The organism is Streptomyces sp. NPDC107454 (genome assembly GCF_055582885.1).
This window is the reverse complement of the sequence record NZ_JBVJPA010000011.1, coordinates 186136-205727: the sequence shown is the minus strand read 5'-3', so window position 1 is coordinate 205727 and position 19592 is coordinate 186136. Positions and strand designations below refer to the sequence as shown.

The following is a 19592-nucleotide window of genomic DNA, read 5'->3' as shown; positions in this document are numbered from 1 at the left end:
CGAACGGTAGGAGCACGGTCAGCGCCTCCCGCGAAGCTCCTGCCCATGACAACGAACCCGACACAGAACCCGGCACAGAACCCGGCACAGAACCCGGCACAGCCGACACAGAACATGGCGGAGAGCCCAGCGGAGGGCCCGGCCGGGAAACTCGCCCACCTCCACGTCCTCGTCTCCGGAGCCAGCGTCGCGGGTCCCGCCCTCGCTCTCAACCTGATCCGGTACGGCGCCCGCGTCACCGTCGTCGAGAAGGCACCTGACCTGCGGCCCGGCGGATCACCGAGACCCCGGAAGGCGTCGACGTGACCTTCGAGCGCGGCGCCCCGCGCCGTTTCGACCTCGTCGTGGGCGCCGACGGACTGCACTCCCTCACCCGTCGGCTCGTCTTCGGAGAGGAGTCCCGCCACCTGCGCTTCCTCGACCACTACGTGGCGGCCTTCGGCGTCCCCAACGACCTGGGGCTCGACCGCACCGGGCGGCTGTACAGCGAACCGGGACGGGCGGTGGTCGTCGGCAACTACGACGGCGACCCGGACCGGGCGGGCGCGCTGCTCGTCTTCCGGTCCGAGAAGCTGGAGTTCGACCGCCGTGACGTGGCCGCGCAGAAGCGGATCCTGGCGGAACGGTTCGCGGGGATGGGCTGGGAGACCCCGGGGGTCCTCAAGGCCCTGGAGCGGGCCGACGACCTGTACTTCGACGCGATCGCCCAGATCCATGTCGAACGGCTCACCCAAGGGCGCGTGGTGCTGCTCGGGGACGCCGGATACGGGGCCACGATGGGCGGCATGGGCACCGGAGTGGCGATCGTGGGGGCGTACGTCCTGGCCGGCGAGCTGGCCCTCGCGGGCGGCGACCACCGCACCGCCTTCGCCGAGTACGAGACCCGCGTCCGGGACTTCGCCAAGGGCTGCCAGAAGATCTCGGGCAACGCGGGACCGTTCTTCGCGCCGCCGACCGAGCGGCGGATCCGCAGCCGGGACCGCGCGTACCGGCTGCTGAGCTCCCGCCTCCTGGCGGGCTTCTTCAAGAAGCTCACCGAGAAGGCGGCCACCGGCATCAAACTCCGCACATACCCCGCCTGACGGGGTGGGCGGCTACGACTCGATGTCCCCGAAGTGGTCCCAGCCGCCCTTGCTGGTCCAGGGCGCGCCGTCCACCGTGACCTGGGGCAGCGCCGAGGGGTTGAGGACCTCGCCGATCACCTTCCAGCGCGCGGGCAGCTTCACGTCCGGTGGGAAGGCCGCCACGATCGCGTGGTCCTCCCCGCCGGTCAGCACCCACTGGATGGGATCGACGCCGACGGCCTGGCCGATGTCGTTCATCTGGGAGGGGATGTCGATCGCGCCCGAACGGATGTCGATGCGCACCTTGCTCGCCTCGGCGATGTGGCCCAGGTCGGCGATCAGCCCGTCACTCACGTCGCACATCGCCGTCGCGCCGAGCCCGGCGGCGGCGGGGCCCGCGTGGTACGGCGGCTCGGGGCGACGGTGGGCCTCGACGAAGGCGCGCGGTGAGCGGAAGCCGCGGGAGAGCACCGCGTGCCCGGCCGCGGACCAGCCCAGCCAGCCGGTCACGGCGATCACGTCACCGGGCTGGGCACCGCCCCGGGTGACCGGCTCGTGGTTGCGCAGATCGCCGAGCGCGGTGATCGAGATCATGATGGTGTCGCCGCGCACGACATCGCCGCCGACCACGGACGCGCCCGCGACCTGGCACTCGTCGCGCAGCCCGTCCATCATCTCGGAGGGCCAGGTGGCCGGGAGTTCGGCCGGGACGACCAGACCGAGCAGCAGCGCGGTCGGTACGGCACCCATCGCGGCGATGTCCGCGAGGTTCTGCGCGGCCGCCTTGCGCCCGACGTCGTACGCCGTGGACCAGTCGCGGCGGAAGTGCCGCCCCTCCAGGAGGATGTCGGTGCTCGCCACCACCCTGCGGTCGGGCGCGGCCACCACCGCGGCGTCGTCGCCGGGGCCGACCCGGACCGCCGGGGTGGTGGTGAGACGCGAGGTGAGCTCCTTGATGAGCCCGAACTCCCCCAACTCGCCCACGGTGCCCTTCATGATCGTACTGCTCCCTCTGCCGCTACCCGTGCCCGGTCGCGAGCCGTCTCTGTACTCGGTACGGTCGAGTTGACCGTCAACTTGTGCAGTCCGTGCACCCCGGCGCGCAAGCCCCAGCCACCGCGGGTCTCCCCGTGGCGAGCGGCGACGCGATACCGTGGCGTTCCTTTTCCCCACATGATCCTCGTGGCCGCCCTGGAGGTTCCGTGGTACAGGCGTACATCCTGATCCAGACGGAGGTCGGCAAAGCGTCGACCGTCGCCGAGACGATCAGCAAGATCCCGGGGGTGATCCAGGCCGAGGACGTGACAGGACCGTACGACGTGATCGTGCGCGCCCAGGCCGACACGGTCGACGAACTCGGCCGCATGGTGGTCGCGAAAGTCCAGCAAGTGGACGGCATCACCCGTACGCTGACCTGTCCGGTGGTGCACCTCTAGCCCCCGTCTACCCTTGGCCGGTGAACTTCTCCCGTCACCGGCACACCGCTCACTTCGGGCTGCCCGTTCTCGCCCTGTTGATCGCCGCCACAGGCTGCTCCTCAGCAGACGACGGCGGATCGGCCGCGGTTCCCAGCCCGGGGGCGAAGGTCACCGGGCTGTGCCAGAACCTGGACAAGGTGCTGCCGAAGAAGATCGACGGCCTCGACCGGAACGATCCCGAGCCCCGGTCCGCGCTGACCGCGGGCTGGGGAAGCCCGGCGATCATACTGCGCTGCGGTGTCGAACGACCCGCGAAGATGAGCGACCAGAACGCGCTCAGCGGCGAGGTGAACGGCGTCGGCTGGCTCATGGAGAAGCAGGACGACGGGTCGTACCGCTTCACCACGAGCCTGCGGCGCGCGTACGTCGAGGTCAGCGTGCCCAAGAAGTGGGTCCAACGGGACGGGTCGAACGCGCTCGTCGACCTGGCCGCGCCCATCAAGAAGGCGATCCCCGAAGGGATCGCCGACTGACGTACACACGTGCGCGCGGGGGCGTGTGCCTTGGAGCGGAGCCCCGGTGCCCCAGGTCTACCGAAGCCCCGTCGGGCGGCGCAGTGCCGCCCCGATCAGGCGGTCCACCAGCTCCGGGTAGGCCACGCCGCTCGCCTCCCACATCTTCGGGTACATGGAGATGGGCGTGAAGCCCGGCATGGTGTTGATCTCGTTGATCACGAACTCGCCGTCCTCGGTGAGGAAGAAGTCCGCGCGCACCAGGCCCTCGCAGGAGGCGGCCTCGAACGCGTCGACCGCGAGCCGCTGGACCTCGGCGGTCTGCTCGGGGGTCAGCGGGGCGGGCACGAGACCGGGCGTCGAGTCGATGTACTTCGCCTCGAAGTCGTAGTACGCGTGCGACTGCACGGGCGGGATCTCGGCGGGCACGCTGGCGCGCGGACCGTCCTCGAACTCCAGCACCCCGCACTCGATCTCGCGGCCGCGCAGCAGCGCCTCCACAATGATCTTCGGGTCGTGGCGCTGGGCCTCCTCGATCGCCTCGTCGATGCCTTCGAGGGAGTCGACCTTGGTGATGCCGATCGAGGAGCCCGCGCGCGCGGGCTTGATGAACAGCGGCCAGCCGTGCTCGCCCGCGAAGTCGACGATCTTCTTGCGGGCGGCGGACTCGTCGCGCTCCCACTCACGGGGCCGGATCACCACGTACGGGCCGACGGCCAGCCCGAAGGAGGTGAACACCCGCTTCATGTACTCCTTGTCCTGGCCGACGGCCGAGGCGAGCACACCCGCACCGACGTACGGGACTCCGGAGAGCTCCAGGAGGCCCTGGAGGGTGCCGTCCTCGCCGTAGGGGCCGTGCAGCACGGGGAAGACGACGTCGACCTCGCCCAGGGCCTTGGGGACCGATCCGGGCTCGCTGTAGACGACTTCGCGGTTGGCCGGGTCGACGGGGAGGATCACGCCGCCCTCGTTCGACTCGGCGAGCTGCTCCACGTCCGGCTGGCGCCGGTCGACGATGGCCATCCGGTCCGGTTCGTCGGCGGTGAGCGCCCAACGGCCGTCCCGGGTGATGCCGATCGGCAGGACGTCGTACTTCGTCCGGTCGATGGCGCGCAGGACGGCGCCGGCCGTGACCACGGAGATCCCGTGTTCGGAGCTGCGGCCGCCGAAGACGACGGCCACGCGCGGCTTGCGAGGCGGCTGCTCAGGGCTCTGGGAGAGGTTCTCGGTGCTCATATCGCGTTGAGAGTACCCGTTGGTACGGCGCTGAGTCAGCGCCCCACCGCGGCCGTTGTCCGACGTCGCACGGGTGGTCGCTCAGCGTCGTACGAGCCGTTGCGGAGCGTAGATTCCCGCACGCCGCGGCGTGGCTCCTCAGTGGCGCTCGGCCTTGGCGCTGCGCCCCATGAGCTCCTTGACCGCGACGACCGGCGACTTGCCCTCGTGGACGATGCCGACGACCGTCTCGGTGATGGGCATGTCGACGCCGTGCCTGCGGGCCAGATCCAGCACCGACTCACAGGACTTGACGCCCTCGGCGGTCTGCTTGGTGACCGCGATGGTCTCCTGGAGGGTCATGCCCCTGCCGAGGTTGGTGCCGAAGGTGTGGTTGCGCGACAGCGGCGAGGAGCAGGTGGCCACCAGGTCGCCGAGGCCCGCGAGTCCGGAGAAGGTCAGCGGGTCGGCGCCCATGACGACGCCGAGCCGGGTGGTCTCGGCGAGTCCGCGCGTGATCAGCGAGCCCTTGGCGTTGTCGCCCAGGCCCATGCCGTCCGCGATGCCGACGGCGAGACCGATCACGTTCTTCACCGCGCCGCCCAGCTCGCAGCCCACCACGTCGGTGTTGGTGTACGGGCGGAAGTACGGGTTGTGACTGGCGGCCTGGAGGCGCTGGGCGACCGCTTCGGAGGTGCAGGCGACCACGGCGGCGGCCGGCATCCGGGCGGCGATCTCACGGGCCAGGTTCGGTCCGGTGACCACGGCGATACGGTCGGCGCCGACCTTGGCGACATCCTCGATCACCTCGCTCATCCGCATCGCGGAACCGAGTTCGACGCCCTTCATGAGGGAGACCAGGACCGTGTCGGGCGCCAGCAGCGGCGTCCACTCGGCGAGATTCCCGCGCAGGGTCTGCGAGGGCACGGCGAGCACGGTGAAGTCGGCGTCACGCGCGGCCTCGGCGGCGTCGGTCGTCGCCCGCAGGTTCTCGGGGAGTTCGACTCCCGGCAGGTAGTCCGGGTTCGTACGCGTGGAGTTGACCGCCTCGGCGAGCTCGGCGCGCCGCGCCCACAGGGTGACCTCGCACCCCGCGTCGGCGAGCACCATGCCGAAGGCCGTACCCCACGATCCGGTCCCGAAGACGGCCGCCTTGACCGGCTTGCTCACGTGCTCTGCCCCTCTTCCTGCTGTGCCTGCGCCTGCTGCTGGGCCTGTGCCCGCTCCTGAGCCTGCTCCTGGGCCCTGGTACGCCTGCGCTGTTCGATCCGTACCTGGCGCGGGTCGTAGGGCGTCTCAGGGGCCTTCTCGCCGCGGAGCTCCTCCAGCTGCGCGGTGATGGCGGCCATGATGACCTCGGTGGCCTCCTTCAGGAGGTCCGGGCTCATCTCCTTGTCGTAGAAACGCGACAGGTCCACCGGAGGGCCCGCGAGAACGTGGTGGGTCTTGCGCGGAAGGAGGTTGGGCTTCTTGGCGTACGGCGGCAGCAGTTCGTTGGCACCCCACTGGGCGACCGGAATCACCGGGCACTTGGTCTGCAGGGCGACCCGGGCGGCACCGGTCTTGCCGGTCATCGGCCAGCCGTCGGGGTCGCGGGTGAGGGTGCCCTCGGGGTAGAACGCGACGCACTCGCCGCGCTCCACGGCGTCGATCGCGGCCCGGAACGCGCTCAGCGCGTCGGTGCTCTCGCGGTACACGGGGATCTGTCCGGTGCCGCGCATCGCGGCCCCCACGAATCCCTTCCTGAAAAGCCCGGCCTTGGCCAGGAAACGCGGAACACGCCCGGTGTTGTACTGATAGTGGGCATACGCCAACGGGTCCACATGCGAATTGTGGTTCACCGCGGTGATAAATCCGCCCTCAGCCGGAATGTTCTCCATTCCGCGCCAGTCCCGCTTGATCAGAACCACCAGTGGTGGTTTGCAGAGGACCGCTGCGAAGCGGTACCAGAAGCCGATTCTGCGGCGGGGCACGCGGACACCTTCCTCTTAGGGCCTGGGGGGCCGCACAAGTGTCGCCCCAGGCCGCCTGTCTGTCGAGAACACCGTACGCCCCGACGTCCGGACCGCCAGGGGTGCCGGGTCACAATGGGCGCGACAAGGGAGGAACGGAGCGCTCGTGCAGTGGACCTTGGTCATCCCCGTCAAAGCCTTGGCGCGGGCCAAGAGCAGGCTCTCGGACACCGCCGCCGACGCGGTGCGCCCCGGACTCGCCCTCGCCTTCGCACAGGACACCGTGGCGGCTGCGCTGGCCTGCGCGGCGGTCGATGATGTGGCGGTCGTCACGGACGACGCGCTGGCCGGGCGGGAGCTGGCCGCGCTGGGTGCGTGGATCGTGCCGGACGAGCCGGGCGGCGGTCTGAACGCCGCGCTGGCGCACGGGACGGCGGCCGTACGCACCCGGAGTCCCGAATGCGCCGTGGCCGCCCTGAACGCCGATCTGCCCGCGTTGCGTCCCCTGGAATTGGCCCGGGTACTCGATGCCGCCGCCGAATTCCCGCGTGCTTTTCTCTCCGATGCGGCCGCAATCGGCACCACTCTGCTGGCCGCATCTCCCGGCCGGGAATTGCGTCCCGCCTTCGGCACCGATTCCCGAGCCCGTCATCGCGCCTCGGGAGCCGCGGAACTCCTCCTCACCGCGGTGGATTCCGTACGCCAGGACGTGGACACCGGCGACGATCTGCGCGCGGCGCTCGCCCTGGGAGTGGGCCCGCGCACGGCCACACTGGCGGCGAAACTCCTGATCCCGGGCCAACCGGGCGCCTGAACGCCCCCCGGCCGCGTGAACCGGCGTTCACCGAAGCCCGGTCCGCCGGGCCCACCGGCGGCGCGCACCGGCGCTGGATAGGCTTTCGGCATGCAGGCGACCGCGTACACGTACGACCCCGACACCCGTAGCGGACAGGTGCTGCTCGACGACGGCACGCCGGTGCCCTTCGACGGCGCGGCGTTCGACGCCGGCGGCCTCAGGCTGCTGCGCCCGGGACAGCGCGTGCGCATCGAGACCGAGGGCGACGGCGCGGCCCGCCGGATCACCCTGGTGACGCTCCAGACCTTCTGACCAGGCCTTCGCGCCAGGTCCCGGACACGCCGCGGGCCGGGCTCCCCGTGGGAGTCCGGCCCGGCGCGTGGGTTGCCCTGCGCCCCTGCTTCTAGCGGGCGGTGGCCTTCTTGGCGGTGGTCTTGCGAGCCGTCGACTTCTTGGCGGGGGCCTTCTTGGCGGTCGCCTTCTTCGCCGGGGCCTTCTTGGCCGTCGCCTTCTTGGCGGTGGTCTTCTTCGCCGCGGTCTTCTTGGCGGTCGCCGTGGTCTTCTTGGCGGTCGTCTTCTTGGCGGTCGCGGTGGTCTTCTTCGCCGCGGTCGTGGTCTTCTTCGCGGCCGTCTTCTTCACGGCGGCGGTGGTCTTCTTCGCGGCCGTCGCCCTCTTGGCGGTCGTGGCCTTCTTGGCCGCGGCCTTCTTCACGGTCGCCGCGGCGCCGCCGGTCAGGCTGCCCTTGGGCGCCTTCTTGACCGCGACCTCGCCACCACGCGGGAGCTTCTTCGAGCCGCTCACCAGGTCCTTGAAGCCCTGACCGGCGCGGAAGCGCGGCACAGAGGTCTTCTTGACCCGAACACGCTCACCGGTCTGCGGGTTACGGGCGTAACGAGCCGGACGGTCGACCTTCTCGAAGGAACCGAAGCCGGTGACCGAGACCCGGTCCCCGCCGACAACTGCACGGACGATCGCGTCCAGTACGGCGTCGACCGCGTCGGCGGCCTGCTGACGCCCGCCGACCTTGTCGGCAATCGCTTCTACGAGCTGCGCCTTGTTCACGTCTTCCCCTTCGGAGACATTGCCCGAACGAATGCGTTCAAGCTTTTTCGCACGTTAGGCAGATATATACCGCAAATCAAACACGAAACGGGCTAATCACCCTTGTGCCGCAACGAACTCGGGCTGTCGCGGAGTTCCTCAGCGATCCCCTTCGAGGAATCGACCCTCGTCGAGGTCGGTGGTGAACCGCTCCAGCCGCCTTGTCGCGTCGGCGAGATCGTGCTTGGCCACGGCCGTAATGACCAGCAGCTTCCGGGTCAGCGCCATCCGTACGCCCTCCGGGACTTGCAGTGCGCGCACTCTTGTGTGCGCTTCCTTCAGTTGGGCCGCGACTGCCGCATAGAGCTCGAGTTGGCCGTCGTGTTCCATGCACAGATTGTGCCATCTGGGGCGAGTTGTCGCCTGCGCAGGGGGTAACTGCCGCCCCTGGAGAGGGTCCTGAGCGCCCCGGAGCACCGCGTCCCCAAGTGGCGCCTACCCAGGCAATCTCCCTTGTAACTAGGGGAGTTGAAGCCCTCTGAAGGGGCGATCCGGAGGCGTCCGGGGGCAGACACAGCTGTACCCCCAACCGTCCACGATTGGGGGTACAGAGGGGTGTTGCGGTGGCTGAAATCAGCCCTGTCTCAGCCGCGAAGCGGCCCGGGCGTCAGACCTGGAGCGTCTTCGGCTTGTACGACGGCCGCTTGGCCTCGTACTCCGCGATGTCGCCCTCGTTCTGGAGGGTGATGGAGATGTCGTCCAGCCCGTTCAGCAGCCGCCAGCGGGCGTTCTCGTCGAGCTCGAAGGCGGCGGTGATGCCCTCGGCGCGCACCTCGCGGGCCTCCAGGTCGACCGTGATCTCGGCCTCGGGGTCCTTCTCCGTCAGCTCCTGCAGCGCGTCCACGATCTTCTGCTCCAGAACCACCGTGAGCAGGCCGTTCTTGAGCGAGTTGCCCCGGAAGATGTCCGCGAAACGGGACGAGATGACGGCCTTGAAGCCGTAGTTCTGCAGCGCCCAGACGGCGTGCTCGCGGGAGGAGCCGGTGCCGAAGTCGGGGCCCGCGACCAGGACCGTGGCGCCCTTGCGCTCGGGCTGGTTGAGGATGAAGGACGAGTCCTTGCGCCAGGCCTCGAACAGCCCGTCCTCGAAACCGTCCCTGGTCACCTTCTTGAGCCAGTGGGCAGGGATGATCTGGTCGGTGTCGACGTTGCTGCGGCGCAGCGGAACGGCCCGGCCGGTGTGCGTGGTGAATGCTTCCATGACTTCTCAGACTCCAGCGGGCGTGCGGGCGGCAGACGAGTCGGCGAGATCGGCCGGGGAGGCCAGGTGGCCGAGTACGGCGGTGGCGGCGGCGACCTGCGGCGACACCAGGTGCGTACGGCCGCCCTTGCCCTGCCTGCCCTCGAAGTTGCGGTTCGAGGTGGACGCGGAGCGCTCACCGGGGGCCAGCTGGTCGGGGTTCATGCCCAGGCACATCGAGCAGCCCGCGTGCCGCCACTCGGCGCCGGCCTCCTTGAAGACCACGTCCAGGCCCTCGGAGACGGCCTGCAGACCGACCCGCGCGGAGCCGGGGACCACCAGCATCCGTACGCCGTCGGCGACTTTGCGGCCCCCGACGATCGCGGCTGCCGCGCGCAGGTCCTCGATGCGGCCGTTGGTGCAGGAACCTACGAAGACGGTGTCGACCTTGATGTCGCGCAGCGGCTGTCCCGCGGTCAACCCCATGTACTCCAGGGCCTTTTCGGCGGCCATGCGCTCCGAAGCGTCTTCGTACGAAGCCGGGTCGGGGACGGACGCCGAAAGCGGCGCTCCCTGGCCGGGGTTGGTGCCCCAGGTGACGAACGGCGCCAGCGACGGGCCGTCGATGACCACCTCGGCGTCGAAGACCGCGTCCTCGTCCGTCTTCAGGGTCTTCCAGTACGCGACCGCGGCGTCCCACTCCTCGCCCTCGGGGGCGTGCGCACGGCCCTTGAGGTACTCGAAGGTGGTCTCGTCGGGGGCGATCATGCCCGCGCGGGCGCCGGCCTCGATCGACATGTTGCAGATGGTCATCCGGGCTTCCATCGAGAGCTTCTCGATGGCGGAGCCGCGGTATTCCAGGATGTAGCCCTGGCCGCCACCCGTACCGATCTTGGCGATGATCGCCAGGATCAGGTCCTTGGCGGTGACGCCGTCGGGCAGCTCGCCGTCGACCGTGATGGCCATGGTCCTGGGGCGGGCCAGCGGCAGCGTCTGGGTGGCCAGCACGTGCTCGACCTGCGAGGTGCCGATGCCGAACGCCAGCGCGCCGAAGGCGCCGTGCGTGGAGGTGTGGGAGTCGCCACAGACCACGGTCGTGCCGGGCTGGGTCAGACCCAGCTGCGGTCCCACCACGTGGACGACGCCCTGCTCTACGTCACCCAGCGAGTGCAGCCGTACACCGAACTCGGCGCAGTTCTTGCGCAGGGTCTCCAGCTGGGCCCGGGAGACCGGGTCCGCGATGGGCTTGTCGATGTCGAGGGTCGGGGTGTTGTGATCCTCGGTGGCGATGGTGAGGTCGAGACGGCGCACGGGACGCCCCGCCTGGCGGAGGCCGTCGAAGGCCTGCGGGCTGGTCACCTCGTGCAGCAGGTGCAGATCGATGAAGAGGAGGTCGGGCTCGCCCTCGGCGCGCCGGACGACATGGTCGTCCCAGACCTTCTCCGCGAGTGTCCTACCCATCGCTTTCCCTCCGGCCGGCCTGTGTGGCGCCGGCCCAACTAGAGATTTCCGGGGCGGCGGCGTCCGCACCCCTCGTCCGGACGCCCTCCACCGGGCCCGTTGGTCCGCGGGCCGCTGTGTCTACAAGGGTGGCGCGTTCCACCGAAAATTGAACTTGCGTTTCACAGAGTGAGACGCGAGTATCGTTGCATGGACAACAGTAGCGGCGTCGGCGTTCTGGACAAGGCAGCCCTTGTCCTGAGCGCTCTGGAGTCCGGTCCGGCCACCCTCGCGGGACTGGTCGCGGCGACCGGACTGGCACGACCCACGGCACATCGCCTCGCCGTGGCACTTGAACACCACCGCATGGTGGCGCGTGACATGCAGGGCCGTTTCATTCTCGGCCCCCGCCTCGCCGAGCTGGCCGCGGCCGCGGGCGAGGACCGTCTCCTCGCGACGGCCGGCCCGGTGCTCACGCACCTGCGCGACGTCACGGGCGAGAGCGCCCAGCTCTACCGCCGCCAGGGCGACATGCGCATCTGCGTCGCCGCGGCCGAGCGCCTGTCCGGCCTTCGGGACACGGTCCCGGTCGGCTCGACGCTCACGATGAAGGCCGGTTCCTCGGCGCAGATCCTGATGGCCTGGGAGGAGCCGGAGCGTCTGCACCGCGGTCTCCAGGGCGCCCGCTTCACCGCCACGGCGCTCTCGGGCGTACGGCGCCGGGGCTGGGCCCAGTCGATCGGCGAGCGCGAGCCGGGTGTCGCGTCGGTCTCCGCGCCGGTGCGCGGACCCTCGAACCGGGTGGTCGCCGCCGTCTCGGTCTCCGGTCCGATCGAGCGCCTGACCAGGCACCCTGGCCGTATGCACGCCCAGGCGGTCATCGACGCCGCCGCCCGCCTCTCCGAGGCCCTCCGCCGCACGGGCGGCTGAGCGACACCTCCCGTACGACAGCGGTCCAGTACGACACCGGGGGACGAGCCGGCCTCAACGCCGCGGCAGGCTCATCCCCCGAACACCCCCCCGCCCCGCCCCAGGGGCACCGGGCACTGCGCAATCAGCCGCAGCCGGCCCGCACCATCCGGTCAACCCGCCACTCCCCCGGCCTCCGCTCCCGCCTTGGGCGACCGATGAGCGAACCGGTCCGCCGCCCGCCGCCCACGCTTCTCCACGGGCAACGCCCCGTACGCGGCCGCGAGCCCGAAGGGCGGCATGTCCGCGTAGATCGACTCGTACGACCCTTCCGGCACCACATACGTCTCGTGCCAGATCCCCACGTGCTGCCGCACCTTCCCCGCCCGTTCCTTGCGGTTGATGATCGCCCACACCTTGTGATGGAACATGTCGGGCGCCGACGCGTACGCGTACAGCTTCTCCTTGGACTCCCAGTACTGGACGACGTAGTACGTCCGTGGTGACGCCGTCAGCAGAACGCGGCCGAGCAGACCTCGGCTGCCGTCCTTCTCCAGGTCCCGCACCATGCGCAGCATGGCGAAGACCACAGGTACCCACTGGTGCACCGCCCAGAAGTGGTTGACGCGCATGCCGATCAGCAGGACGACCACGTCCCCCTGGGCTGCTGCGGTGGTACGGCCTGCGGTCACCCGGGTACCGGACATCTCGTCCCCCTCCGTTGGCGAGCGGCGCTATCCGATGGCGCCATGCTTGGATAGTGGCGCCACCCAAGGAAGGGCGCAAGAGATGCGGCTGTCGGAGTTGAGCGAGCGGAGCGGGGTGTCCACCGCGACGATCAAGTACTACCTGCGGGAAGGGCTGTTGGCTCCCGGGCGCCAGGTCAACACGACGACGGCGGACTACGACGAGAGCCATCTGCGCCGGCTGCGGCTGGTGCGGGCGCTGATCCAGGTGGGCCGGGTGCCGGTGGCCACGGCCCGGGAGATCCTCGGACACGTCGACGACGAGTCCCTGGGCCGGACGATCCGGCTGGGCGCGGCCCTGTGGGCGCTGCCGCAGGAGCCCGAACCGGACGATCAGGACCCGGCCGTCCGGTCCGCGCGCCGCGAGGTGGACCAACTGCTGGCGGACCTGGGCTGGGAGACCGCGCGAGAGCTCGCGCCCCTCTCCCCCGTGCACCGTTCGCTGGTGGCGGCGGTGGCCACGCTGATCCGGCTCGGTTATTCCTGGGACGCCGAACTCCTCGCGCCGTACGCGGAGTTGATGCACCAGGTGGCGATGCGGGACCTGGACTACCTGGAGACGCACACGTCCGACGCGGAGCGGGTGGAGACCGCGGTCGCCTCGGCCGTGCTCTTCGAGCCGGTGCTGCGAGCGCTGCACCGGCTGGCGCAGGAGCAGGAGTCGGCGCGGCGGTACGGCATCGAGTGAGCGGTCGTACGGGCCGGGCGCGTCGGGCCCGTACCTCGGAGCGCGGGGCGGCCCGGAAACGCCTACGGGCCCCCACCGAAGTGGAGGCCCGTAGGACTCTGTACCCCCGACCGGATTCGAACCGGCGCTACCGCCTTGAGAGGGCGGCGTGCTAGGCCGCTACACAACGGGGGCCTTGGATCTTGCGTTTCCGCAGATCCGAGCTGGGCTACCAGGACTCGAACCTAGAATGACGGTACCAGAAACCGGAGTGTTGCCAATTACACCATAGCCCATGGTGGTTTAGACCATTAAATGGTTTAGACCAGTACCCCCGACCGGATTCGAACCGGCGCTACTGCCGTGAGAGGGCAGCGTGCTAGGCCGCTACACAACGGGGGCCCTAGCGATCCTGCATGAGAGACAGCGGGTGCGACCCGGACTGTCCCCCTGGGAAGGATCTGTACCCCCGACCGGATTCGAACCGGCGCTACTGCCGTGAGAGGGCAGCGTGCTAGGCCGCTACACAACGGGGGCGTTGCGGAGTTGATCTCCGCGTTTGCAGATGAGCTCTGCGAGCTGGCCTACCAGGACTCGAACCTAGACTAACGGAACCAGAAACCGTCGTGCTGCCAATTACACCATAGGCCACTGAAACTCAATCCCTTGGGGGGATCTTGTTTTAGCTAGCGCCTCCGAGTCCCGACCTTTCGGCCCGCTCTCGGTGGCGCAGGAAGAACATTACCTGAAGGTGGACGGCGCTCCAAAACGGGTATCGGCGCCGAGGATCGCGGGGAGTTCGGCCAGCGAGGCGATCCGGTGCGGACCCGTGGGCGGACCGCCTGCGGCGGTGTGAGTACCGTCCCGGTCGATCCAGACGGAGAGCAGGCCGGCCTCGGCGGCGCCCCGTCCGTCGATCTCCGGGTGGTCACCGACGTAGGCGACCCGGTGCGGCGGCAGTTCCAGGGCTTCGCAGGCCGCGTGGAAGGCGGCCGCGGCGGGCTTGGAGACGCCGAGCTCGGCGGCGCACAGGATCGCCTCGAAGCGGTCGTGCACACCGAGGACCCGCAGCTTGCGGTCCTGCACGAGGAGGCTGGAGTTGGACAGGACCGCGTGCCGGTGGCTGGCGACGAGGCTGTCCAGGACGGGCAGGACGTCCGGGAAAAGGCTCCAGGCGGACTCGTAGTGTGTGATGTAACGGTCGAACCAGGCGTCGGCCTCGGTGTCGCTCAGCGGCTCCTCCAGGAACACCCTGACGCGTTCCCTGCGCTGGCCCTGCCAGTCCGTCTCACCCGCCGAGAACCGCGCCCACTGCGCGTCGGTGACCTCGCGCCAGCGCGCGAGGGCCTGCTCGACGGACGCGCCGCCGGGCAGGCCCTCGGCCGCCAGATGGTTCCGCATGCCCGCCCGGTCCGCGGCCGTGTAATCGAAGATCGTGTCGTCGATGTCCCAGACCACCGCCTCGATGCTCATGCACCGACCGTATCCCGGGCGCGGGCGGCTGTCCCTCAGCCGGCGGTGGTCGTACCGGTCAGGACGAGGGCCGGCCCCTGGCCGTCGCGCGGCTCGGCGGTCAGCTTCCAGGTGTAGGTGCCGGTCGGAACGGACGTGCCGGAGTCCGTACGGGCGTCCCAGGCGGGGCGGACCGCGGCGGCGGTGGAGGCGCCGGCAAGGGTGCGTACGACGGTGCCGGAGGCGTTGCTCAGGGTCAGCCGCCATGTCGAGGGCTTGTTCAGCTGCCACACGGGGCGCCAGGGGTTCGCGGTGGTGGGGCCGCCCGGCTGCGGATCGGTCTGTGCCTCCATCTGGGCGAGCGCCGAGGTCGGCACGCCCGCCGTGACGATCGCCACCTGACGCCTGTCCGTGAGGTAGGCGACGTTGCCGCCGAACCGGTCGACCGCCCAGCGGCCGGTGCTGCCGCCGGTGTTCTGGTCCGCGGTGGGCAGCACGGCCACGGTCCGGGTGGTCGCCGTTCCGGTGTGGAAGTCGGTGAGCAGCAGCTCGTGCGTGGTGCGGTTCTCGCGGACGAGATAGCCGTCGGCGAGACGGGCCTGCCCGGACGGAACGGTGATGGCGCGGTTCGCGGCACGGTCGTAGACGCCCGCGGGGCCGGTCGAGCCGCAGCTCCAGTACAGCCAGGCGTTGACGGCCTGGATCTCGCTGGGCGTGCAGGAGGCGCCGGTGTCGACGGTGGCGACGTTCTTCTTGGCCTTGAGGTCGTACGCCACGACGGTGCCCTGAGTGCTGCCGGGGGTCCACAGGCGCTGGCCCCAGACCGCGGCGGCGGTGCGGGTGCGGTCGAGCGCGGTCCCGCCGACGGTGGCGCCGCGCGGGAAGTCGGCGACCCGCTGGCTGCCGGGGGTGCCGCCGTTGTAGAGGACGTAGCGCCCGGTGCCGGTGCCGATACGGCCGCCCGCGTCGCCGGTGGGCTCGTCGGCGATGGTCGTCGCGTCGAGCCCGACGGCCAGGACATGCTCCTCGCCCTGGGCGTCGGTCCAGAGGTAGGCCACCCGGCCGTCGCCCAGTGCTTCGAGCTGCGGGCACGCGGCGTCGCCGCCCGGGCAGGTCGAGCCCTGGAGCGTCGGGCCGTGACGGGACTGCAGGCCGGTGGGCCTGCCGACGGTGTCCAGCGGGATGCCGTAGAAGCCGTAGATGCCGCCGGTGTGCGTCGTGTTGCCGTACATCAGCAGCTCGCCCCCGGCGAGCGTCATGCCGTCCAGCGCGGCCTGCGCGGCGGGCAGGTCGAGCACCTTCCCAGTGGTGGCGGAGCCGTCCGCGTCGGGGGTGACCCGGTACACGTGCCAGTCGACGCTCGACGGTCCCGCCGTGGCAAGGGCGCCGCCGTCCGGGGTCGCCAGGAAGGAGCCCTTGGAGTTGGCGAGCAGTGTGTGGGACGTGTTGTCGGTGAGCGAGACGGCCGTGAGTTCGGGGGTGGCGCCGCCGGGCAGGAACATCGCGTTGCCAGTAAGAAGTTGGTCGCCGACCACGGCCTGCGCCTCGCCCAGGAAGGACGCCGTGATGGTGCTGGGGGCGGTGCCGGGGGCGGAGTCCACGCGGATCGCCTTGGTGCCGTTGACCACCCAGCGGTCGTTGAAGACGATCCGAGGCACGTTGCCGACGCCGGTGAGGTACGTACGGAAGTTCCCGTCCGCGAGGTCCACGAGTCCCGCGTCGGTGGCGCCGTCGAGGGTGTAGACGACGGCGAGGCGGCGCACCGAGCCGCCGGTGACGAAGGTGCCGGTGAGCTGGGCACCGTCGGGGAGCCCGGTCACCGGAAGATCGGTGGTGGTTCCGTCGGCGGCGGCACGCAGCACGTGCGGCGCGCCCGCGGCGTCCTGGGTGAGCACGCTCCAGCCGGAGGCGGCCCGGTACGTCTGGCCGGACGGGACGGTGACCGTGGCGGTCACGCCGGTGGAGCGGTGCTGCTGGGTCACGGTGGCGCCGGAGACGCTGGTGATGACGTCGGTGCCGGTGGTCAGGTCGTCCGGGCCCGCGTGTGCGGGCGGCGTGACACCCGGGTAGTCGGCCCACTGGAGCGTTCCCGAGCTCTCGGGCAGCCGGTAGCGGAACCCGGAGGATCCCGCCCAGGTGTAGTCGATCTCGGTCGGCAGCGTGCTGCTCAGTTGCACGGTGGTCACGGGTGTGTCGACGCTCGGCGTGGCGTGCGCGGGCGTGGTGAGCACGGCGCACGACAGGGCCACGGCCCCGCTGAGGGCCACTGCGGCAAGTCTTCGTGAACGGGTCACGTTCCCCTCCCCTGAAACATGGTGCACAGACGCGTCATGAGCACGGGGACATACAACTGCTCCGCCAGAGCGGGAGTTGACGGAAGTGGTGAACTCCGGGTGACGGGTCGGCACACACCAGGGGGGCGGCGTCCGAACCGGACACCGCCCCCCTGTGCGTACACCATGTGCCTACGCGGTGAGCCGCTCCAGTGCGGCGTCGACGCGGGCCAGGGTCTTCTCCTTGCCCAGGATCTCCAGGGACTCGAAGAGCGGCAGGCCTACGGTGCGGCCGGTGACGGCGACGCGGACCGGTGCCTGGGCCTTGCCGAGCTTGAGGCCGTGCTCCTCACCGGCGGCCAGGACGGCCTCCTTGAGGGACTCCGGGGAGGACCAGTCGGCGGCGTCCAGCTTCTCGCGGGCCGTGCGGAGCAGGGCGTCGCTGCCCTCCTTCATGGCCTTCGTCCAGGAGGCCTCGTCGACGGCCGGCTCCGGCAGGAACAGGAAGTCGACGTTGTCCGTGATCTCGGAGAGGACCTTCATCCGCGACTGGGCGTGCGGGGCGATCGCCTGCCACTTCGCCTCGTCGAAGTCCTCCGGCGCCCAGGGGGCGAACGGGGCTCGCAGCCAGGGGGCGCAGCGCTCGGTGAAGTCCTTCACGTCGAGCAGGCGGATGTGGTCGGCGTTGATCGCCTCGCACTTCTTCAGGTCGAAGCGGGCCGGGTTCGGGTTCACGTCCGTGACGTCGAAGGCGGCGACCATCTCGTCGATGGAGAAGATGTCGCGGTCCGCCGAGAGCGACCAGCCGAGCAGGGAGAGGTAGTTCAGCAGGCCCTCGGGGAGGAAACCGCGCTCCCTGTAGAGGTTGAGCGAGGACTCCGGGTCGCGCTTGGAGAGCTTCTTGTTGCCCTCGCCCATGACGTACGGCAGGTGACCGAAGGCGGGGGTCTCCTTGGCCACGCCCAGCTCGATCAGCGCCTTGTAGAGGGCGATCTGCCGCGGGGTGGAGGAGAGCAGATCCTCACCGCGCAGGACGTGGGTGATCTCCATCAGGGCGTCGTCGACCGGGTTGACCAGCGTGTAGAGCGGTGCGCCGTTCGCCCGGACGATGCCGTAGTCCGGAACGTTCTCCGGGAGGTAGGTGATCTCGCCGCGGACCAGGTCCGTGAAGGTGATCGCCTCGTCGGGCATCCGGAAGCGGACGATGGGCGTGCGGCCCTCGGCCACGTAGGCGGCCTTCTGCTCGTCGGTGAGGTCGCGGCAGTGGCCGTCGTAGCCGGAGGGCTTGCCGGCGGCGCGGGCGGCCTCGCGGCGGGCGTCCAGCTCCTCGGTGGAGCAGTAGCAGTGGTACGCGTGGCCGGCGTCCAGCAGCTTCTGGGCGACATCCTTGTAGATGTCCATGCGCTGCGACTGGCGGTACGGCGCGTGCGGGCCGCCGATCTCGGGGCCCTCGTCCCAGTCGAAGCCCAGCCAGCGCATCGAGTCGAGCAGCTGGTTGTACGACTCCTCGGAGTCGCGGGCCGCGTCGGTGTCCTCGATGCGGAAGACCAGGGTGCCTTCGTTGTGCCGGGCGAACGCCCAGTTGAACAGGGCGGTGCGGACCAGGCCCACGTGGGGGTTGCCGGTCGGGGACGGACAGAAACGTACGCGTGGGGGCACCCCCTGTCCGAGCGGAGTCGAGGACTTGGGGGAGTTCGCGTTAGCCACGCTTGATCACCTTGTTGGTGAGAGTGCCGATGCCTTCGATGGTGACGGCGACCTCGTCGCCGACGTTCAGGGGGCCGACCCCAGCCGGGGTGCCGGTGAGGATCACGTCGCCGGGGAGCAGCGTCATGGCCTCGGTGATGTTGACGATCAGGTCCTCGACAGAGTGGATCATCTCGCTGGTGCGGCCGAGCTGGCGCTGCGCGCCGTTGACCGTGCACTGGATCGTGATGCCCTCGGCGATCGCGGCGAGGTCGAGGTCCGTCTCCACCCAGGGACCGAGCGGGCAGGAGTTGTCGAAGCCCTTGGCCCGGGCCCACTGCTTCTCGCGCTTCTGGACGTCGCGCGCGGTGACGTCGTTGGCGCAGGTGTAACCGAGGATGACGTCCTTGACGCGCTCGCGCGGGACCTCGCGGCACATGCGGCCGATGACCACGGCGAGCTCGGCCTCGTGGTGCAGCTCGCTGGAGAAGGAGGGGTACTGGATCTCGTCGCCGGGGCCGATCACCGAGGTCGACGGCTTGAAGAAGGCGAACGGGGCGTCGGGCACCTCGTTGCCGAGTTCCTTCGCGTGCTCCGCGTAGTTGCGGCCGAAGGCCACGACCTTGTTGGGGAGCACCGGCGGCAGCAGCCGCACCTTGCTCAGCGGGACCTTCGTACCGGAGAGCTCGAAGTCCGCGAACGGAATGCCCTTGATGATGTCGAGGACGAGCTCGTCCGGCTTGTCGCCCTCGACCGCGCCGAAAGCGACGTTGCCGTCGATGGAGAACCTGGCGATGCGCACGGGATCCTTGCGCCCCTCACTGAGCTGGCTGGAGTCTGACGCTCCAGGCTAACGCGGGGAAGGGGGCGAGCCTCGCGTATATCCGCCGGTGGGCCGCAAGCCGTGTGCGCCGGGCGGCTGTCCGCCGTGTGCCGGGCGGCTGTCCGCCGTGCGCCGGGCGGCTGTCCGCCGTGTGCCGGGCGGCTGTCCGCCATGTGTGCCGGTTGGCTGTCCGCCGCGTGTGGCCGTCGTCGGGCACCGGCGCCGGGGGGCCATCATCCACATGCCCCGCCGGCCATCGGCCGTATGGGGCGGTCGGCCGCCGACCAGGTGCGCGGGGCGACCGTCGACCATGCGTGCCGTCCGCCGGCCGTCGGCGCCGGGCGGCCCATCAGCCAC

Annotated in this window: 19 protein-coding genes, 5 tRNA genes and 1 pseudogene; 7 read left to right on the top strand and 18 right to left on the bottom strand. The window is 70.2% G+C overall.

Translation table 11 applies throughout. The features are described 5' to 3' along the window. Positions 1-114 precede the first annotated feature (114 nt). Positions 115-1082: pseudogene (locus ACZ69M_RS28375) on the top strand (Rossmann-fold NAD(P)-binding domain-containing protein). 12 nt (positions 1083-1094) lie between these two features. Here ACZ69M_RS28375 and ACZ69M_RS28370 read toward each other — a convergent pair. Then, positions 1095-2060 (bottom strand): thiamine-phosphate kinase, encoded by a 966-nt coding sequence (locus ACZ69M_RS28370; protein WP_054235392.1) that lies wholly within the window; start codon positions 2058-2060, stop codon positions 1095-1097. A 206-nt stretch (positions 2061-2266) separates the two neighbouring features. On the opposite strand from ACZ69M_RS28370, the gene ACZ69M_RS28365 reads away from it, so the two are divergent. Together ACZ69M_RS28365 and ACZ69M_RS28360 are read left to right on the top strand one after the other, a co-directional pair. After that, the gene (locus ACZ69M_RS28365; RefSeq protein WP_028802415.1) at positions 2267-2500 is read left to right on the top strand and encodes an Lrp/AsnC family transcriptional regulator; all 234 of its coding nucleotides are present in this window, start codon (positions 2267-2269) and stop codon (positions 2498-2500) included. Between the two features lie 20 nt (positions 2501-2520). Then, on the top strand, positions 2521-3015 hold the full coding sequence (locus ACZ69M_RS28360) for a DUF3515 domain-containing protein (protein ID WP_470054140.1): 495 nt from the start codon (positions 2521-2523) through the stop codon (positions 3013-3015). Between the two features lie 57 nt (positions 3016-3072). Here the strand turns inward: ACZ69M_RS28360 and ACZ69M_RS28355 are convergent, their stop codons facing one another. From ACZ69M_RS28355 to ACZ69M_RS28345, 3 genes are all read right to left on the bottom strand, one after another. Further along, entirely contained in the window at positions 3073-4230 is a 1158-nt protein-coding gene (locus tag ACZ69M_RS28355; protein WP_470054138.1) for a D-alanine--D-alanine ligase family protein, read from the bottom strand. A gap of 138 nt (positions 4231-4368) precedes the next feature. Further along, positions 4369-5379 (bottom strand): NAD(P)H-dependent glycerol-3-phosphate dehydrogenase, encoded by a 1011-nt coding sequence (locus ACZ69M_RS28350; RefSeq protein WP_470054137.1) that lies wholly within the window; start codon positions 5377-5379, stop codon positions 4369-4371. Continuing rightward, the gene (locus tag ACZ69M_RS28345; RefSeq protein ID WP_470054135.1) at positions 5376-6182 is read right to left on the bottom strand and encodes a lysophospholipid acyltransferase family protein; all 807 of its coding nucleotides are present in this window, start codon (positions 6180-6182) and stop codon (positions 5376-5378) included. Before ACZ69M_RS28345 ends, ACZ69M_RS28350 begins: the two co-directional genes overlap by 4 nt. A gap of 145 nt (positions 6183-6327) precedes the next feature. Between ACZ69M_RS28345 and cofC the strand changes: the two genes are divergently transcribed. Further along, positions 6328-6975, top strand: coding sequence for a 2-phospho-L-lactate guanylyltransferase (cofC, locus tag ACZ69M_RS28340; RefSeq protein WP_470054133.1), 648 nt, complete (start codon positions 6328-6330; stop codon positions 6973-6975). Positions 6976-7065: 90 nt separating this feature from the next. Beyond that, positions 7066-7269 carry a hypothetical protein gene (locus ACZ69M_RS28335; protein WP_099943501.1) on the top strand — a complete coding sequence of 68 codons (204 nt, stop codon included), beginning with the start codon at positions 7066-7068 and terminating at the stop codon, positions 7267-7269. A gap of 91 nt (positions 7270-7360) precedes the next feature. On the opposite strand, the gene ACZ69M_RS28330 is transcribed toward ACZ69M_RS28335, so the two are convergent. The 4 genes from ACZ69M_RS28330 to leuC all read right to left on the bottom strand — a co-directional run bounded on the left by ACZ69M_RS28330 (position 7361) and on the right by leuC (position 10700). Next, positions 7361-8020 (bottom strand): HU family DNA-binding protein, encoded by a 660-nt coding sequence (locus ACZ69M_RS28330; protein WP_054235399.1) that lies wholly within the window; start codon positions 8018-8020, stop codon positions 7361-7363. 138 nt (positions 8021-8158) lie between these two features. Further along, on the bottom strand, positions 8159-8389 hold the full coding sequence (locus ACZ69M_RS28325) for an SCO5555 family protein (protein ID WP_054235400.1): 231 nt from the start codon (positions 8387-8389) through the stop codon (positions 8159-8161). Positions 8390-8666: 277 nt separating this feature from the next. Continuing rightward, positions 8667-9260 carry a 3-isopropylmalate dehydratase small subunit gene (leuD, locus tag ACZ69M_RS28320; protein WP_075031174.1) on the bottom strand — a complete coding sequence of 198 codons (594 nt, stop codon included), beginning with the start codon at positions 9258-9260 and terminating at the stop codon, positions 8667-8669. A gap of 6 nt (positions 9261-9266) precedes the next feature. Then, complete coding sequence (leuC, locus tag ACZ69M_RS28315) at positions 9267-10700, bottom strand: 3-isopropylmalate dehydratase large subunit (RefSeq protein ID WP_470054130.1); 1434 nt, start codon at positions 10698-10700, stop codon at positions 9267-9269. Positions 10701-10889: 189 nt separating this feature from the next. Here leuC and ndgR point away from each other — a divergent pair, with 189 nt between their 5' ends. Continuing rightward, positions 10890-11609, top strand: a complete 720-nt coding sequence (ndgR, locus tag ACZ69M_RS28310) for an IclR family transcriptional regulator NdgR (RefSeq protein ID WP_352047772.1) — start codon at positions 10890-10892, stop codon at positions 11607-11609. A 152-nt stretch (positions 11610-11761) separates the two neighbouring features. Here ndgR and ACZ69M_RS28305 read toward each other — a convergent pair whose 3' ends face one another. Continuing rightward, entirely contained in the window at positions 11762-12295 is a 534-nt protein-coding gene (locus ACZ69M_RS28305) for a DUF4188 domain-containing protein (RefSeq protein ID WP_470054127.1), read from the bottom strand. Positions 12296-12377: 82 nt separating this feature from the next. On the opposite strand from ACZ69M_RS28305, the gene ACZ69M_RS28300 reads away from it, so the two are divergent. Further along, a complete protein-coding gene (locus ACZ69M_RS28300) occupies positions 12378-13022 on the top strand; it encodes a MerR family transcriptional regulator (RefSeq protein WP_067371004.1) in 645 nt (214 codons plus the stop codon). Positions 13023-13123: 101 nt separating this feature from the next. Here ACZ69M_RS28300 and ACZ69M_RS28295 read toward each other — a convergent pair. From ACZ69M_RS28295 to ACZ69M_RS28255, 9 genes are all read right to left on the bottom strand, one after another. Beyond that, positions 13124-13196: transfer RNA gene (locus ACZ69M_RS28295), tRNA-Glu, on the bottom strand. A 29-nt stretch (positions 13197-13225) separates the two neighbouring features. Continuing rightward, positions 13226-13297, bottom strand: a tRNA-Gln gene (locus ACZ69M_RS28290). Positions 13298-13330: 33 nt separating this feature from the next. Further along, positions 13331-13403, bottom strand: a tRNA-Glu gene (locus tag ACZ69M_RS28285). Between the two features lie 62 nt (positions 13404-13465). Further along, positions 13466-13538, bottom strand: a tRNA-Glu gene (locus ACZ69M_RS28280). 42 nt (positions 13539-13580) lie between these two features. Then, positions 13581-13652: transfer RNA gene (locus ACZ69M_RS28275), tRNA-Gln, on the bottom strand. A gap of 90 nt (positions 13653-13742) precedes the next feature. Next, positions 13743-14474 carry an HAD family hydrolase gene (locus tag ACZ69M_RS28270; RefSeq protein ID WP_470054125.1) on the bottom strand — a complete coding sequence of 244 codons (732 nt, stop codon included), beginning with the start codon at positions 14472-14474 and terminating at the stop codon, positions 13743-13745. Between the two features lie 35 nt (positions 14475-14509). Further along, positions 14510-16747 carry a FlgD immunoglobulin-like domain containing protein gene (locus tag ACZ69M_RS28265; RefSeq protein ID WP_470054123.1) on the bottom strand — a complete coding sequence of 746 codons (2238 nt, stop codon included), beginning with the start codon at positions 16745-16747 and terminating at the stop codon, positions 14510-14512. A gap of 171 nt (positions 16748-16918) precedes the next feature. Then, positions 16919-18433 (bottom strand): glutamate--tRNA ligase, encoded by a 1515-nt coding sequence (gene gltX / locus ACZ69M_RS28260; protein ID WP_470054121.1) that lies wholly within the window; start codon positions 18431-18433, stop codon positions 16919-16921. Beyond that, positions 18426-19214, bottom strand: coding sequence for a fumarylacetoacetate hydrolase family protein (locus ACZ69M_RS28255; protein ID WP_067370995.1), 789 nt, complete (start codon positions 19212-19214; stop codon positions 18426-18428). Before ACZ69M_RS28255 ends, gltX begins: the two co-directional genes overlap by 8 nt. Between the last annotated feature and the right edge of the window lie 378 nt (positions 19215-19592).

What these genes read in the sequence shown, in the direction of transcription:
- ACZ69M_RS28370 (WP_054235392.1), bottom strand. Translation starts at nt 2,060, where the DNA reads ATGAAGGGCACCGTGGGCGAGTTGGGGGAGTTCGGGCTCATCAAGGAG.
- ACZ69M_RS28355 (WP_470054138.1), bottom strand. Translation starts at nt 4,230, where the DNA reads ATGAGCACCGAGAACCTCTCCCAGAGCCCTGAGCAGCCGCCTCGCAAG.
- ACZ69M_RS28335 (WP_099943501.1), top strand. Translation starts at nt 7,066, where the DNA reads ATGCAGGCGACCGCGTACACGTACGACCCCGACACCCGTAGCGGACAG.
- ACZ69M_RS28325 (WP_054235400.1), bottom strand. Translation starts at nt 8,389, where the DNA reads ATGGAACACGACGGCCAACTCGAGCTCTATGCGGCAGTCGCGGCCCAA.
- leuD (WP_075031174.1), bottom strand. Translation starts at nt 9,260, where the DNA reads ATGGAAGCATTCACCACGCACACCGGCCGGGCCGTTCCGCTGCGCCGC.
- leuC (WP_470054130.1), bottom strand. Translation starts at nt 10,700, where the DNA reads ATGGGTAGGACACTCGCGGAGAAGGTCTGGGACGACCATGTCGTCCGG.
- ndgR (WP_352047772.1), top strand. Translation starts at nt 10,890, where the DNA reads ATGGACAACAGTAGCGGCGTCGGCGTTCTGGACAAGGCAGCCCTTGTC.
- ACZ69M_RS28305 (WP_470054127.1), bottom strand. Translation starts at nt 12,295, where the DNA reads ATGTCCGGTACCCGGGTGACCGCAGGCCGTACCACCGCAGCAGCCCAG.
- ACZ69M_RS28300 (WP_067371004.1), top strand. Translation starts at nt 12,378, where the DNA reads ATGCGGCTGTCGGAGTTGAGCGAGCGGAGCGGGGTGTCCACCGCGACG.
- ACZ69M_RS28270 (WP_470054125.1), bottom strand. Translation starts at nt 14,474, where the DNA reads ATGAGCATCGAGGCGGTGGTCTGGGACATCGACGACACGATCTTCGAT.